Here is a 14,830-nt window from a genome sequence, read left to right on the forward strand (position 1 = left end):
GGGTCGGCGGACGTCACGGCCCGCGACGCACGGCGTGCATCGTCCAGCGTGCCTCGTTGTTCCCCAGGTTCGCCGGCAGCTGCTGCACGTCGAACCCGAGGGGTCCGACGCGTCGCGCCAGACCCGCGAAGGAGTAGTGCACGAGTCCGTGCTCGCGCCGGGTGCGCGCGTAGCTCGTGACCGGCAGTGTCGCCAGCCGCGCCACGGCCGCACCGACGAACCGGCCACGGCGGGCGAACCGCAGGAGCTCGCGGAGGTCGGCCAGGGCCGAGCCGCCGGGCCGGATCAGGTCACCGAGGAGCAGGACGCCGCGCGGAGGGAGCAGGCGGGCCGCCGACGACAGGAACGCGTCCACCTCCGGGTCCGTCAGATACTGGAGGACCGAGTGGGCGAGCACCAGGTCGACCGAGCCGGCCGGGATCGTCCGCAGCTCCTGCGGTTCGATCACGCGGACCTCGGGCGTCGCGGCGAACGTCGTGGTGAGACCCGCCCGGATGGCCGGGGCCGCCTCGCACAGGACCAGCCGTCTGCACCGGGCCAGGACGCTCCCGGCGTGGAGCGCGTCGCCGGGCCCGAAGTCCAGGACCACGCCGTCCGGCGGCAGGTGCTCCTGAAGACTGCCCGCCAGCGCGGAGAAGTGGGCTTCCTTGTGCGTCTCGCCGAAATAGGCCCGTTGCCCACGGTCCCACTCCTCCAGCCAGGGTGTCGTCCGGTTCTCCGCCATGGGACCGAGTCAACGTCGCGGCGCGGCCGGGCGACAACTCCCGGGTGGCGGGCCGCCCGCAGACCAGGAGTCGTCGGGCCCCGGACCGCTGGCTAGCGTCGCCAGCCAGTGCACGAGAGGGGTTGTCATGCCGCCGTCCACGGCACCCAGGGTCGACGTCGTGGTGCCCGCCTACAACGAGGCGGGCGTCCTGAGGTCCAGCGTCCGCACGCTCCACGCCTACCTGGCGTCCGAGCTGTCCTACCGGTGCGTGATCACCATCGCCGAGAGCGGCAGCACGGACGGGACTGCGGCGGTGGCGGCAGACCTCGCCCGACGGCTCGAGAGGGTCCGGGTGCTCTCCGACCCGGCCCGCGGTCGCGGCCTCGCACTGCGCAACGCCTGGGCCTCGAGCGACGCCGAGGTCGTCGCCTACATCGACGCGGACCTGTCCATCGGGCTGGAGGCGTTCCGGTCGCTGCTCGCACCCGTCGTGGCGGGCCGGGCGGATCTGTCCGTCGGGAGCCGCCACCTCGCCGGCTCGAACGTCGTGCGCTCGCTGCACCGTGCGTTCCTGTCCCGGTCGCTCAACCTGCTGCTGCGGGTCGCTCTCGGAGCACGATTCACGGACGCCCAGTGCGGCTTCAAGGCGGGGCGTCGCGAGACGCTCGCGCCCGTCATGGCGGAGGTGCGGGCCGACCACTGGTTCTTCGACACCGAGCTCCTCGTCCTCGCCCAGCGCCATGGCCTGCGCATCCACGAGGTCCCGGTCGACTGCCTGGACGACCCACGCTCCTCCGTCGACGTGGTGCCGACGGCCGTCGGGTTCCTCCGCGAGATCGTGCGCCTCGCCCGGGACCGTCGCTCCCGCCCCGCCACCCGTGCGGGGGCCATCCGTGCCTGAGGGGCGTCTCCTGGCACCCGTGCGGAGCTCCTTCGTGCGCTTCGTCCTGGTCGGGGCCGGCACGGGCGTCCTGCACCTGGGCGTGTTCGTCGCGCTCCGCGCCTGGCTCGACCCCGTCGCGGCGAACGCCGTCGCCCTGTCGCTGGCGACGGTCGTGAACACCGAGGGGAACCGGCGCTTCTCCTTCCCCGGGCCGAAGGACGACCCCGTCTGGTACCAGCACGTCAAGGCCGCGCTGGCGCTTCTGGCGAGCCTCGGGCTCTCCGCCGTGGCGTTCTCCGCGCTCGAGCCCGCCCGACGTGGCCTCGAGGTGCTCGTCGTCGTGGGAGCCGATGCGACGTCCACCCTGGTGCGCTTCCTCCTGCTGCGGTTCTGGGTGTTCCGCCCGGCGCGAGGAGGTGGACGTGCTCGACGTGATCGTCACCGCTGACGACCTGGGCATCAGCCGAGGGATCACCCGGGGGATCCTGACGGCCCACGACCTCGGGGTCGTGACCGCCGCGTCCGTGATGGCCAACGGCACTGCGCTCGACGCCGTGATCGACGAGGTCACCGCGCGCCCGAGCCTGGCTCTCGGGGCGCACCTGGTGTTCGTCGGCGAGGACCGTCCGCTGCTGACCCACCGAGAGGTCCCGACGCTCGTCGACCGGTCCGGCGCGCTGCCCCGCTCGTGGCGCCACCTCGCCGCGCGCGTGCTGTCCGGTCGGGTGTCGCCCGACGACCTCCGGGCGGAAGGGCGTGCCCAGCTGGAACGTCTCCGGGACGGGCTGGGCCTGGACCTGAGCCACGTGAACACCCATCAGCACGTCCACCTGCTCCCCGCGGTCGCGCGGGTGGTGGTCGACCTGGCCGTCGAGGCGGGCGTGGGGTACCTGCGAGCTCCCACCACGAGTTCGCGGTCGCCACGCGCGGTGGTGATCCGCCGGTGGCGCCGGCAGCTGGTCGACGCCGCGGGCCGGGCCGGGCTCGCCACCAGCGACACGTTCGCCGGGCTCGACGAGGCGGGACACCTGACGGCGGCGGACGTGGTCGCGGCGGTCGCCCGGTCCGGGCCCGGGGTCCTCGAGGTGAACTGTCACCCGGGGCTGCCGACGCCCGCGGACCGGCTGCTCTACCGGTGGGGATACGCCTGGGAGCGCGAGGTCCGTGCACTCACCGACCGGGACCTGGCACGGGCACTGACCGGGCGTGGCGTGCGGCTGGTGCGCCCGGGAGAAGCCCACGCAGGGCATCGCACCTCAGGAGAAAACCGGGATCCCCGGCCCACCTAGCATCCCGAGCATGAGCAACGACAGCACGCGCACCAGCTCCCCGGCGCAGGCGGTGTGGTTCGACATCTCCAGCCGACACCCGCAGCGCACCCAGGACTTCTACCGCGACCTCTTCGGGTGGTCCATCAGTCCCCTGGACGGCGAGGACTACGCCATGGTCTCGGCCGGCGACGGACCGCCCTCCGGCGGCATCGGGCACGCGACGGAGGGCGCCCCGTACGTCGGGCTCGTCCCGTACTTCCCCGTCGACGACATCCAGGCGGCGCTCGACCGCGCCGCGGAGCTCGGTGCCACGGTCGTGATGCAGCCCGCGCCCACACCGATGGGCCGGATCGCGGCCATCCGTGACCTGGACGGCAACACCGTCGGTCTCCAGGGTCCCTGACCACCGCAACCCGCCGCGGCGTGGCCCCCGCCCGTCGTCCTCCGCACATCGCAACGGAAGGTACGTCCATGACTTCGACTGCAACACCCACGTGCCCGTACGTCCTCGACCCGCAGGGCCTGGACACGCACGGCGAGACGCGTCGGCTGCGCGAGCAGGGACCGATCGCGCGCGTCGAGCTCCCCGACGGCGTCCTGGCGTGGTCCGTCCACGACTACGCCGTCGCCAAGGAGATGATGGGCAACCAGGAGCTGTTCTCCAAGGACCCGAGGCGCAACTGGCCGGACTTCATGGAGGGCCGGATCTCGGACGGCTGGCCGCTGATCACGTGGGCGGCGATGAACACCCTCGCGACGAACGACGGCGCCGACCACGCCCGGTTGCGCAAGCTCCTGCTCCAGGCCTTCACCGGACGACGGGTCGAGAAGATGAGGGGCCACATCGAGGAACGTGTCACCGAGCTCCTCGACCGCCTGGAGGACGCCGGCCGCGACGGCACGGTCGTCGACCTGCGGGGGATGTTCTGCATGGAGCTGCCGACGCAGCTCATGTGCGACCTCTTCGGCGTGCCCGACGACCGTCGCGCGGACGTCCTCGCCGGAGGTCACAAGAACGTCGAGACCACCCTGAGCAACGAGGAGGCCGAGGCCAACCTCGGGCAGTGGCAGGACGCGATCGCCGAGCTGGTCCAGTACAAGAAGGTCAACCCGGGCGACGACCTGACCTCGGGCCTGATCGCGGCCAAGGAGGAGGACGGCTCCCGGCTGTCCGACGACGAGATGATCGGGACCCTGCACCTGTTGCTCGGCGCCGGCTCGGAGACCCTCGTCAACGGGCTCGCCCACTCGCTCCTGCACGTCCTGGAGGACCCGCAGCTGCGCCGGGACCTCCGGGAGGGGGACACGTCGTGGGACGACGTCTTCGAGGAGACGCTCCGCGTCGAGTCGCCGGTGGCGCACCTGCCCTTCCGGTTCGCTGTCGAGGACTGCGAGATCGGCGGCGTGTCCATGAAGCGGGGAGACGTCATCCTCGTCGACTTCGCCGGCGTGGGCCGGGACCCGGGGGTCCACGGGGACACGGCGGACGTGTTCGACGTGGACCGGGAGAACAAGCAGCACCTCTCCTTCGGGTTCGGGGTCCACTACTGCCTCGGCGCACGCCTCGCCACGCTCGCCGCGAAGATCGCGCTGCCGGCCGTCATGGAGCGCTTCCCCGACATGGAGCTCGCCCAGCCGCGCAGCGAGCTCCAGCCGCAGGGCAGCTTCGTCGTGAACGGCTACGCGAGCATCCCGGTCCGCCTCGGCGCCCGGACCGGCGTGACCATCTGACGGCCGCGACGTTGCGGGCCGGTGCGGCGGCGGCGCGCAGCAGGCGGGCGGCGTGGACGGGATTCCGGATCATCGTCCCGTGGTCCCCCCGGATCGTCGCCCACGACGACCCGGGGCCGCCGATCCGGGCCCAGGCCTCGACGTCCTCCTGCCCGGCGAGCGGGTCCCGGTCACCCACCACCGCGTGCACCGGGCAGCCGAGGACGAAGTCCCGGGCCGGGACGATGGACTCGGCCACCCGGGCGTCGGCCCGCCAGACCGACATGAACAGCGCCACCATCCACTCGTCGTCGAGGACCTCGGCGGGTGCGATCCCGAGGCGACGGAAGCGCGCGACGAACTCGTCGTCGGTGAGGTCGGCGATGCCCGAGTGGTCCCAGCGGTCAGGTGCGGCGGCACCGCCCACGACCAGGGCGCGGACCCGACCGCCCCCCGCCTCGACACGGCGCGCCATCTCGGCCGCCATCATGCCGCCGAGGCTGTACCCGAACAGGACGAGGTCGCTCGGGTCCCGGTGCTCGAGCTCGGGCGCGAGCTGGCGCCACAGGTCGTCGGCGAGCGCGGGGAACGTCGTGTGGGCCGCCTCCTGGTGCCGGCGGTCGCGCCCGGGGAGCTCGGGGACGTGGGTGTGGTGCCCGACGAGCATCGGGGCCATCGGGCGGTAGCTCGCCACACCTCCGCCGCCGTAGGGGTAGAGGGCGAACCAGGCGGGTGCGTCGTGCACGGTCGGAGCCTCCGTCGTCATCTCATCACTTGCTCTCGTCGAGGCGTGACTTCTTCCGGGTTGCGGTCCAAGCGCCGACGCCGGTCGGCGGTGGTCCCAGGTGGGGTGAAGAGGTCGTCGAGCAACAACTCGTACCGGGCGAGCGTCCCGTCCGCGGCGTGCGCCCGGGCGCGCTCCATCGGCGTGTGCAGCAGCCGGTTGACGACGCGCCGGAGAGACCTGCGCAGCACCTCAGCGTCCTCGGGCGACCCGGACGGGCGCGTCACCCTGCGGACCTCGTCCTCGACCGCCTCCATCGCCCTGTCCCGCAGGGCCCGCACCACGGGCCCGGCCGCGGCAGCGCGCCGGGTCCGTTCCCAGTCCGCGGCGTCCGACTCGGCGACGGCGGAGCACCGGGGCTCCTGCCCGGTGACCAGCAGGTCCGAGAGGCCGATCCGCTGCACGCCGGGGAGTCGCGCCACGGTGGTGACAACGTCGCGCGGGCGGGCCAGGTCGACGTAGACCTGGGGACGGCCGTCCCGGGCGCGCAGCGCCGTGCGAGCGGCGGTGAGGTCGATCAGGGGCGCCGGTGACGACGTGGCCGTGACGACCACCTCCGCCGCGACCAGGGCAGCGCCCAGCGACCCTGTCGCGCACCGCCCGCCCACCTCCTCGGCGACGAGCCGCGCCCGGGCCGTCGTCCTGCTCAGGACGGTGACGTCCGTGCCCCGCCGGGCGGCCGCCGTGGCCGCTTCCCGGCCGACCGTGCCGGCGCCCACGACCAGGACCCGGGTGCCGGGGCCGGGACGGTGGCGCGCGAGGGCGACCTGGAGCGCGCGGTCCGCCAGGTCGTCGCCCCCCGTCGGCCCGTCGAGGGCCCGCATCCGTCGGCCGGTCCGCAGGGACTGCTGCACCAGGCTGTTCAGCTCACCGCCGAGGCGGCCGCGGTGCTGCGCCCGGGACAGCGCCCCGCGGACCTGGTCCACGACGTGGGTCTCGCCCGGCGTCGCCGACCGGCGGCCGCCGACCACGGCGAACAGGTGGGCCGCCGCATCGGCACCGGTCCGGAGGCACGGCACCCCGGCCGGGGAGCCGCGATCGCGTCCGGTCGCGGCGGTCCAGGCGCGCTCCACCACCGCGGTGGCGGCGAGCGGGTCGCCGGTGGAGACGTACACCTCCGTGCGCTGGCAGGTGCTCAGCACGAAGACGCCGTCCACGACGCCGGAGGCTGACAGGTCGGCGGCGAGACGATCCTCCGCAGCCGGGTCGAGCGCGAGGCGGTCGAGGTCGTCGTCGGGAACCGCCCCGAGCTGCGCGCCGATCATCAGCACGGTCACGGGTCCTGCCTCCCCGTCGGTCGGAGCTCGACCACCGCCATGTAGCGGCTGCCCGGCACGGGGTGCGTCCGGACCCGTTCCAGGCCGGCAGCCGCAGCAAGTGACTCGAGCTCGGTCACGCCGCGCTCCCTGCCGCCGGTGTAGGCGAGCATGCGCAGATCCATCCGGGGGTCGACGGACTCTCCGTCGGGGCCGACGGCCTCGACCACGAGCAGCCGGTCGGTCTCGGTCATGGCGGACCGGCAGATCCGCAGGATCCGGCCGCAGGCCTCGTCGTCCCAGTCGTGCAGCACCGCCGAGAGCACGTAGGCGTCGCCGCGCGCCGGGAGGGGTTCGAAGAAGGAACCCACGACGACGTCGGCCCGGTCGCGCAGGTCCTCCGCGGCGAAGGTCTCCCGCGCCCGGGCGGCCGGCTCGTCGAGCTCGACGACGATCCCGGCCAGACCGGGGTTCGCGCGCAGGATCCGGGCGAGCAGGGTGCCGTTACCCCCCGCGACGTCGACGACCACCCGGTGCGCCGACCACGGGTAGGCGTCCGCGATCCGGGCCGCGTCGTCCGCCACGTGACGCTGCATCAGCGCGTCGAAGGAAGCACGCAGGCCCGCGTCCGCGGCGAGGTCGTCCCAGAACCCGTGGCCGTAGCGGGCGCGGTAGGCCGACCCCCCGGTCGTCACGGTGTGCAGCAGCTCGACGAACGCGAGGTCGCCCCGCCCGACGCTGCCCCGGATGTCCAGCCAGTCGCGGCGGCCGGCCGGGTGGTCCGAGCGCAGCTCTGCGCCGAGCTCTGTGAGCGAGTACGTGCCGTCGGCGTCCCGGTGCAGCAGCCCCAGCCACGCCCAGTGCAACAGGAGCCGCTCGAGAGCGGGTGCGTGGGCGCCGCAGCGGTCGGCGACCGCCGCGGCGGTCGCCGCGCCGGCGGCGACGTGGTCGGCCACGTCCAGCGTGGCACCGACCCGGATGGACATGGGCGTGGCGAGATCCGCCATCGCCCGCAGCCGCGGTCCGTCGGTCATGGACGCCCCTCGTTCCCGGTGGGTCCCTCGTGCGGTGCCACCGTGACGGACGCTAGGGCTGCGGCGGGGGCTCGACAAGGCTCCGTCCCCGACGGCGCAACCGGGGAGGGGCGCGCGGCGTCCTGTGCCCGCGCCGCCACGGCGCGCAGCCTGCGACGGTCGATCTTGCCGATGCCGGTCAGGGGCAGTGCGTGCAGCGGGAACACCTGCTTCGGCAGCTTGAACTCCGCCAGCCCGGCCGCCCGCAGGTGCTCCACGACCTCGTCGTGCCCGACGGCGCGGCTGCCGCAGACCACGAACGCGCACACCTCCTCGCCGTAGGCGTCGTGCGGCATCGCCACGACCGCGCACTCGTCGATGTCCCCGTGCTCGCGCAGGATCTGCTCCACCTCGTCCGCAGAGACCTTCTCCCCGCCCCGGTTGATGGTGTCGCCGGTCCGGCCCTTGACGACGACGCGCCCGTCCGGACGTCGAACGACGAGATCCCCGGTCACGTACCAGCCGTCCGGGGTGAATGCTCGCCGGTCCGCCTCCGGCGACCGGTAGTAGCCCCGGATCGTGTAGGGGCCGCGCGCCGAGAGGGTCCCGACGTGCCCGTCCGGGACCTCGACGCCGTCGTCGTCCACGACACGCAGCTCGTCGGCGGGGCTGATCGGCGTGCCCTGGGTGTGCCGGCGGACCTCCAGCGGGTCGTCGACACGGGTCACGCACGTCATGCCCTCGGACATGCCGTAGACCTGCTGGACGACGCACCCGGTGAGGCGTTCCGCGGCGGCGGCGAGCCCCGGGGCGAGGTACGCCGCCCCGCTCTGCACCAGGACGAACGAGGGCGCCTCGTCGGGGTGCGCCTCGAGGTGCTCGACCCACCGCGCGAGGACGGCCGGTACGACGCTGGTGGCGGTGGCCCGGTGCCGGACGGCGAGCCGCAGCGCGGTCTCCGGTGCGGGGGAGGGGCTGACCACCACGGTCCCGCCGGCGACGAGCGTCCCCAGGATCCCGGGGCCGGTGTTGGCGAAGCCGTGCCCGACGGGCAGCACGACCAGGTACCGGCTCGTGTGGTCGAACCGACAGGCCGCGCCCGCCGCGCGCAGCATGTGCCCGAGGTCGTTGTGCGTGTGCGGCACGACCTTCGAGGCCCCGGTGGTGCCGCCGGACGGGATGAGCACCGCGATCTCGTCGGCCGACGCCGGACCCCGCCGGACCAGGGGGGACGAACCGCCGGCACCGCGGGGGAGGTCCGTGAACCGCACCGACCGCGGGTCGCGCGGCTCCCCCACGACCACGACGTGCTCGAGATGGCCGAGTCGGTCGCGGACCCGGTGGCCCAGGGCCTCGTGGTCGTAGTCCCGGTACGTGCCGCTCGTCACGAGGGCGCGGGCACCGCAGTGCCCCGCGAGGGCTGCCAGCTCGTGCTCCCGGTGCTGCGGCAGCGTCCAGACCGGCACCGTCCCGGCCGCGAAGCAGGCCAGCGTGGTCAGCACCGCCTCCGCGCAGTTGGGCAGCTGGACCACGACGCGGTCACCGGCGTCGAGCCGGGTGCGCAGGCCGGCGGCGAGCGCCTCCACCTCCACCACCAGCTCGGCGTGCGTCCAGGTCCGTCCGCCGTCGACGAGCGCCTCCCGGGTCGCGTGCCGGGTGGCGGCGTCGACGAGCAGCTCGAAGAGGGTGGCGTCGTCCCACACGCCGTCCCGGCGGTACGCCGCGGCGAACCGTGGTGGCCAGGCGGGAGCGTCGTGGGCGGGTCTGTCGACTGGCATCGGGCGGTCCTCCTCGGTCCGGTGGTGATCGCACGTCAAGAGGTGCGGCTGGCGGGCTCGTGTCGCGAGACTCGAGGCAAGCGACTCGAACCTATGGAGCCGGCGGGTCGGTGGAGTCTTCGGAGTTGCTGGCGCACACCGCGTGCCGGCGGCCGGGCACGACGGAAGGACAGGTCCTTGAGCCACTATCTGGACGACGAGAACGCCGTCGCCATCGTCGGGATGAGCTGCCGGTTCGCCCCGGACCTCGACACCCCCGCGGCGTTGTGGGACTTCCTCCTGCAGTCGCGGTCGACGGTCCGACCGATGCCGGAGAAGAGGTGGCGTGCCTACGCGGACGCCTCCCCGGAGGCCACGGCGGTCCTGCGTGGCACCACGCTGCTGGGGTCCTACCTGGACGACATCGACGGGTTCGACGCCGAGTTCTTCGGCATTACGCCGAAGGAGGCCGCCTACCTCGACCCGCAGCAGCGCTTCATGCTCGAGCTGTCGTGGGAGGCGCTGGTCGACGCGGGCATCCCGCCGACGTCGTTGCGTGGGTCCGACGCGGCGGTCTACGCGGCGGTCAACTCCACCGACTACGGTCGACGGCTGCTCGAGGACATGTCCCGGACGGGTCCCTACGCCGTCAACGGCACCACGGACTACGGCATCGCGAACCGGGTCTCCTACTTCCTCGACACCCGCGGTCCGAGCATGGCGGTGAACACCGCCTGCGCCGCGTCGCTCACGGCCGTGCACGTCGCCTGCCAGGCCCTGCGGGGCGGGGAGACCACGGTCGCGATCGTGGGCGGTCTCAACATCATCTCCACCCCCGCCCTCAACGTCGCCCTGGAGGGCGCGGGAGCCCTGGCGCCGGACGGACGCAGCAAGGCCTACGACGACGCGGCCGACGGGTACGGCCGCGGCGAGGGCGCGGGCGTGCTGGTCCTCAAGCGTCTCGCCGACGCCGAGCGGGACGGGGACCGGGTCCACGCCGTCCTGCGCGGCAGCGGCGTGTTCCAGGACGGGCACTCCGACGGCATGATGGCGCCCAACGCGGACGCCCAGGCCCACATGCTGCGGACGGTGTACGCCCGTGCCGGCATCGACCCCGCCACCGTCGGCTATGTCGAGGCCCACGGCACGGGGACGCCGACGGGGGACGCCGCCGAGCTCGACGCGCTCGCCCGGGTGGTGGGTGCCGGTCGTGACGTGCCCTGCGTGGTGGGCTCGGTGAAGCCGAACATCGGTCACGTGGAGGGCGGGTCCGGCATGGCGGGCATCCTCAAGGTGGTCCTCGCCCTGCGGCACGGGACGATCCCGCCCAGCCTGCACAGCAGGGCCACCACGCGCACCGACTGGGGACGCAACGGGCTGCGGCTGGCTGCCGAGGCCGTCGACTGGGCTCCGGGCGCCACCCCCCGTCGTGCCGGTGTGTCGAACTACGGGGTCGGCGGCACGATCGCGCACCTGGTCCTCGAGGAGGCACCGGTACGGGCCGCGGCGGACCTCGTCCCGGCCACCGGTGCCCGCCCGGTCCTCGTCCCGCTCTCGTCGACCACCCGCACGGGGGTCCGGGCGCTCGCGGGGGCGACGGCGAGGTGGCTGGCGCGTCACGAGCCCGACCTGGACGACGTGGTGCGCACGCTCCGGGCCGGCCGGTCCCACCTGTCCGAGCGGACGGCCGTGGTGGCTCGCGACGTGGATGCGCTCGCCGACGGCCTCGCCAGGGCGGAGGACGGCGAGACGAGCGGAGACGTGGTCGCCGGCCGGGTGGTGCCCGGGGCGGAGCGCGGCGCCGTCTGGGTCTTCTCCGGGCACGGCGCGCAGTGGGAGGGCATGGGGCAGGAGCTGCTCGACGTCGACACCGCCTTCACCGGCGTGATCGACGACCTCGCCGCCGTCTTCACCGAGGAGCTCGGGCAGAGCCCGCGGGAGATGCTGGCCGGTGGCGGGCCGTGGACCACGGCCGAGGTCCAGGCTCTGACGTTCGCCGTCCAGGCGGGTCTCGCCGCGACCTGGCGGGCCCACGGGCACGAGCCGGCGGCCGTCGTCGGGCACTCCGTCGGGGAGATCGCGGCGGCCACCACCGCCGGAGTCCTCGACCTGCACGAGGCCGGGCAGTTCGCCTGCCGTCGGGCCCGGGCGTTGGGAACGGTCGCGGGCGACGGGGCGATGGCGATGGTCGGCCTGGACCTGGCGACGGCGGGCGAGCGCCTGCGCGACGTACCGGGGGTGGTGGCGGCGATCGCGGCGGCCCCCCGGTCCACGGTCGTGTCCGGCGACGCCGACGCCGTCGCCGCCGTGGTCCGCGACTGGGGCGCCGAGGGCCTGCCCGTGCGGCCCGTCGCCACGGATCTCGGGTTCCACAGCCCGCAGGTGGACCCGGTCCTGGACGAGGTCGTCGCCGCGGCCGGGCACCTGCGGCCACGGCCGGCGGCGGTGCTCCTCTACAGCACGACGCTGGAGGACCCGCGGGACGGGAGCCTGCGCGACGCCGGCTACTGGGGACGGAACCTGCGGGACACCGTGCGGTTCGCCGGGGCGGTCGACGCCGCACTCGAGGACGGCTACCGCGTCTTCCTCGAGGTCTCCTCCCACCCGGTCGTCGCGCACTCCGTGCTGGAGGTCGCCGCGGAGCGGGGCGAGGAGGTCGCCGTCGTCGCGACGCTCCGGCGCGGTGCCGGTGCGCCGCGGGACGTCCTGCACGCGCTCGGCGAGCTCTTCTGCGCCGGCCCGGTGCCCGCCTGGACGGACCGGCCCCGGGAACCGCTCGGGCTCCCCGGTGTCGTGTGGCAGCACCGTCCCTACTGGCTCTTCGAGGACTCGGCACCGTCCCGGTCCGGTGCCGGACACGACCCCGAGGCCCACGACCTGCTCGGTGGCCACCACGCCGTCGGCGGCGTCCCGGCGCGGCAGGTCTGGCAGACGCGCCTCGACCGGGAAACCCGGCCCTACCCGCTCGACCACGCGCTCGACGGGGTGGAGGTCACGCCCGCCGCGTCGGTCCTCAACTCGTTCCTCAAGGCCGCGGGCGGCGCACCGGACGACGTGGTCCTGCGCAACGTCGTGCTCCGTACGCCCCTGGCGGTCGAGCCGGCGCGCACGGTGCAGGTCGTGCGGGAAGGGCAGGGGATCTCCCTCTCGTCCCGGGTGGCCGACGACGACACCGGCTCCGGCGACCACTGGATCCTGCACTCGACCGCGGTGCTGGAGCCCGCGCGCGAACCGCTCCAGGGCCGGGTCGACCCCGAAGAGCTCCGCGCGCACCTCCCGCTCGGGGACTGGGACCGCCTGGACGCCATGTTCCACAACATGGGCGTGGGCGGCTACGCGTTCCCGTGGAGCCTGGACGAGCTGCACCGGTCGTCGGACGAGCAGCTGGCCGTCCTCACGCTCGTCGCCGACGCTGACGCCGCGACCTCCTGGGCGCACGTCGTCGACGGTGCGCTGACCATCAGCGCGACCCTGGTGACACCCGTCGACGCCCGGACGTTGTGGATGTCGCGGGCGATCGAGAGCGTGGCGGTCAGCGGGGAACCGCCGGCCCGCATCGTGGTGCACACCCGCAGGTCGCCGGGCTCGCCGGACGACAGCGTCGACGTCGACGTCGCCCGCAGCGACGGCCGCGTCGTCGCCCGCGTACGGGGCCTCGCGTTCAGCTCGGTGGAGCGCCTGGAGGCGGCGAACCCGCAGGAGCTGGTCCACGAGGTCGTGTGGCGCGCGCCCGACGAGCCGGTCGCCGCGCCCGCGCCGCTGCCGGCCTGCGTCGCCGTGGTCGGTGACGGGCCGCGGGCCACGAAGGTCGCGGCGGCGCTCGGCCGCGCGGGCGTGGCGGCGACGGTGACCGGCGGCCCCGTGGCGGCCGAGCTGGTGCTGGTGGTGGCTGCTCCCACCACCGTCACGGACCCCGAGGACGCGGTCGCCCTGACCCAGCGCACGGCGGAGACCCTTCTCGGGACCATCGACCTCGCGCCGACGGGAGCGTCGTCGAAGGTCTGGTTCCTGACCGAGGGTGTCCGCTCGCCGCACGGGGTCGACCAGGTGGCTCAGGCCGCCGCCTGGGGGCTGGGCCGGATCGTCGCGGGCGAGCACCCCGAGGTCTGGGGCGGCGTCGTCGACGTCCCCTCGGTCGACCACCTGGACGGCGCCACCCTCGCGCGGGTCCTGGAGGGAGCCGCGGGTCGGGAGGACGTGGTCCACGTCGCTCCCGACGGGACCGTGCAGGTCCCGCGGTTGACGCGGATCACCCGGGCGGAGGACGGCGAGCCCCTGCGCTGCTCACCCTCCGGCTCGGTGCTCGTGACCGGTGGCCTCGGGGCGCTGGGCCTGGAGGCGGCGCAGTGGCTCGTCTCCCGAGGCGCCCGCCGGCTCGTCCTGGTCGGGCGTCGGGGCCTGCCACCGCGGCAGACCTGGGGGCAGCTCGCCGACCCTGCCCTGCGCCGCGCCGCTGAGGCCGTCGCGGCCCTCGAGGCCGCCGGGGTCTCCGTGCAGGTCAGGTCGTTGGACCTGACCGACGCCGACGCGGTCCGTCGGTTCGTCGCAGAGCACGACGCCGCCAACCCGGCGATCACCGGGATCGTGCACGCCGCCGGCGGCGTGGACGACGCCCTGATCGACAACATGTCGCTCGCCGGCGTGCGGCAGGTGTTCGGCGCCAAGTCGCTGGGGGCCTGGACCCTGCACGAGATCTTCCCGCCGGGGAGCCTGGACTTCTTCATCGGCTTCTCCTCCTGCGGCCAGCTCGCCCACCTGTCGGGGCAGGGCGCCTACGCCGCCGCGAACTCGTTCCTCGACGCGCTGGTCCAGGTGCGGGCGGAGGCCGGGGAGCGCGGTGCCGTGTCCCTGGCCTGGACCTCGTGGCGCGGTCTCGGTCTGTCGGCGGAGCTCACCACCACGATGGTCGAGGGCAACATGCGCGGGCTCGACGCCGTCTCGGCGAGCGAGGCGCTGCAGGCCTGGTCCTTCGCCGACCGGTTCGCGGGGTCCTACCAGGCCGTCCTGCGGGCGCTCCCGGTCTCGCCGGGGCTCGCCGTGCCGCCCATGTTCCGCGACCTGGAGCACGAGGCGGCACCCCCCGAGGAGTCCGACGTCTACCGCCCGGACCCCGCCCTCGCGCCCGCCGAGGCGCGGACGGCGGTCACCGACGTCGTCCATGACGTCGTGGCGGCCGAGCTCCGGCTCGCGAAGGACGATCTGGGACACCGTCGACCGCTGGTCGAGCTGGGGGTCGACTCGATCATGGCGATCGCCCTGCGGGCCCGCCTCCAGCGGCGGTTCGGGCTGGACTTCCCTCCCACCATCCTCTGGGCCAAGCCCACCGTGCACGACCTCGGCGGCTACGTCCACGAGGTCTTGCAGGGCGCGCGCGTTGCCGCGGAGGAAGGGGACGGACCCCACGAGCTGGCCGCGCAGCACTGATCGGTCCGCCCGACATCCACCCACGA

At 74.4% G+C, this 14,830-nt stretch carries 10 protein-coding genes and 1 pseudogene; 6 read left to right on the forward strand and 5 right to left on the reverse strand.

Annotated elements, in window-relative coordinates:
- Window positions 1-13 precede the first annotated feature (13 nt).
- Window positions 14-724, reverse strand: a complete 711-nt coding sequence (locus Q6350_RS04765) for a bifunctional 2-polyprenyl-6-hydroxyphenol methylase/3-demethylubiquinol 3-O-methyltransferase UbiG (protein ID WP_304603059.1) — start codon at window positions 722-724, stop codon at window positions 14-16.
- A gap of 127 nt (window positions 725-851) precedes the next feature.
- Between Q6350_RS04765 and Q6350_RS04770 the strand changes: the two genes are divergently transcribed.
- The 5 genes from Q6350_RS04770 to Q6350_RS04790 all read left to right on the forward strand — a co-directional run bounded on the left by Q6350_RS04770 (window position 852) and on the right by Q6350_RS04790 (window position 4,591).
- Entirely contained in the window at window positions 852-1,607 is a 756-nt protein-coding gene (locus Q6350_RS04770; protein ID WP_305065532.1) for a glycosyltransferase, read from the forward strand.
- Window positions 1,608-1,626: 19 nt separating this feature from the next.
- Window positions 1,627-2,037 (forward strand): GtrA family protein, encoded by a 411-nt coding sequence (locus tag Q6350_RS04775; RefSeq protein ID WP_304603061.1) that lies wholly within the window; start codon window positions 1,627-1,629, stop codon window positions 2,035-2,037.
- Complete coding sequence (locus Q6350_RS04780; RefSeq protein WP_304603062.1) at window positions 2,012-2,878, forward strand: carbohydrate deacetylase; 867 nt, start codon at window positions 2,012-2,014, stop codon at window positions 2,876-2,878. Before Q6350_RS04775 ends, Q6350_RS04780 begins: the two co-directional genes overlap by 26 nt.
- A 10-nt stretch (window positions 2,879-2,888) precedes the next feature.
- Window positions 2,889-3,263 (forward strand): VOC family protein, encoded by a 375-nt coding sequence (locus Q6350_RS04785; RefSeq protein WP_304603063.1) that lies wholly within the window; start codon window positions 2,889-2,891, stop codon window positions 3,261-3,263.
- 68 nt (window positions 3,264-3,331) lie between these two features.
- Complete coding sequence (locus tag Q6350_RS04790; RefSeq protein ID WP_305065535.1) at window positions 3,332-4,591, forward strand: cytochrome P450; 1,260 nt, start codon at window positions 3,332-3,334, stop codon at window positions 4,589-4,591.
- A gap of 52 nt (window positions 4,592-4,643) precedes the next feature.
- Here Q6350_RS04790 and Q6350_RS04795 read toward each other — a convergent pair.
- From Q6350_RS04795 to Q6350_RS04810, 4 genes and pseudogenes are all read right to left on the reverse strand, one after another.
- Window positions 4,644-5,336: pseudogene (locus Q6350_RS04795) on the reverse strand (thioesterase II family protein); the annotation flags it as partial.
- A complete protein-coding gene (locus Q6350_RS04800; protein ID WP_305065537.1) occupies window positions 5,333-6,631 on the reverse strand; it encodes an NAD(P)-binding domain-containing protein in 1,299 nt (432 codons plus the stop codon). The pseudogene Q6350_RS04795 and the gene Q6350_RS04800, both read right to left, overlap by 4 nt.
- Window positions 6,628-7,644 carry a methyltransferase gene (locus Q6350_RS04805; RefSeq protein WP_305065539.1) on the reverse strand — a complete coding sequence of 339 codons (1,017 nt, stop codon included), beginning with the start codon at window positions 7,642-7,644 and terminating at the stop codon, window positions 6,628-6,630. Before Q6350_RS04805 ends, Q6350_RS04800 begins: the two co-directional genes overlap by 4 nt.
- Window positions 7,641-9,401 (reverse strand): (2,3-dihydroxybenzoyl)adenylate synthase, encoded by a 1,761-nt coding sequence (locus tag Q6350_RS04810; RefSeq protein WP_305065541.1) that lies wholly within the window; start codon window positions 9,399-9,401, stop codon window positions 7,641-7,643. Before Q6350_RS04810 ends, Q6350_RS04805 begins: the two co-directional genes overlap by 4 nt.
- A gap of 177 nt (window positions 9,402-9,578) precedes the next feature.
- Here Q6350_RS04810 and Q6350_RS04815 point away from each other — a divergent pair, with 177 nt between their 5' ends.
- The gene (locus Q6350_RS04815) at window positions 9,579-14,804 is read left to right on the forward strand and encodes a type I polyketide synthase (RefSeq protein ID WP_305065543.1); all 5,226 of its coding nucleotides are present in this window, start codon (window positions 9,579-9,581) and stop codon (window positions 14,802-14,804) included.
- Window positions 14,805-14,830 lie beyond the last annotated feature (26 nt).

The sequence above is a fragment of the Isoptericola sp. b515 genome (genome assembly GCF_030588125.1).
Lineage (GTDB): Bacteria > Actinomycetota > Actinomycetes > Actinomycetales > Cellulomonadaceae > Isoptericola > Isoptericola sediminis.

Bases quoted from the DNA above. Each gene is read 5' to 3' on its own strand.
- Q6350_RS04765 (WP_304603059.1), bottom strand. From the start codon at position 724: ATGGCGGAGAACCGGACGACACCCTGGCTGGAGGAGTGGGACCGTGGG.
- Q6350_RS04770 (WP_305065532.1), top strand. From the start codon at position 852: ATGCCGCCGTCCACGGCACCCAGGGTCGACGTCGTGGTGCCCGCCTAC.
- Q6350_RS04785 (WP_304603063.1), top strand. From the start codon at position 2,889: ATGAGCAACGACAGCACGCGCACCAGCTCCCCGGCGCAGGCGGTGTGG.
- Q6350_RS04790 (WP_305065535.1), top strand. From the start codon at position 3,332: ATGACTTCGACTGCAACACCCACGTGCCCGTACGTCCTCGACCCGCAG.
- Q6350_RS04805 (WP_305065539.1), bottom strand. From the start codon at position 7,644: ATGACCGACGGACCGCGGCTGCGGGCGATGGCGGATCTCGCCACGCCC.
- Q6350_RS04810 (WP_305065541.1), bottom strand. From the start codon at position 9,401: ATGCCAGTCGACAGACCCGCCCACGACGCTCCCGCCTGGCCACCACGG.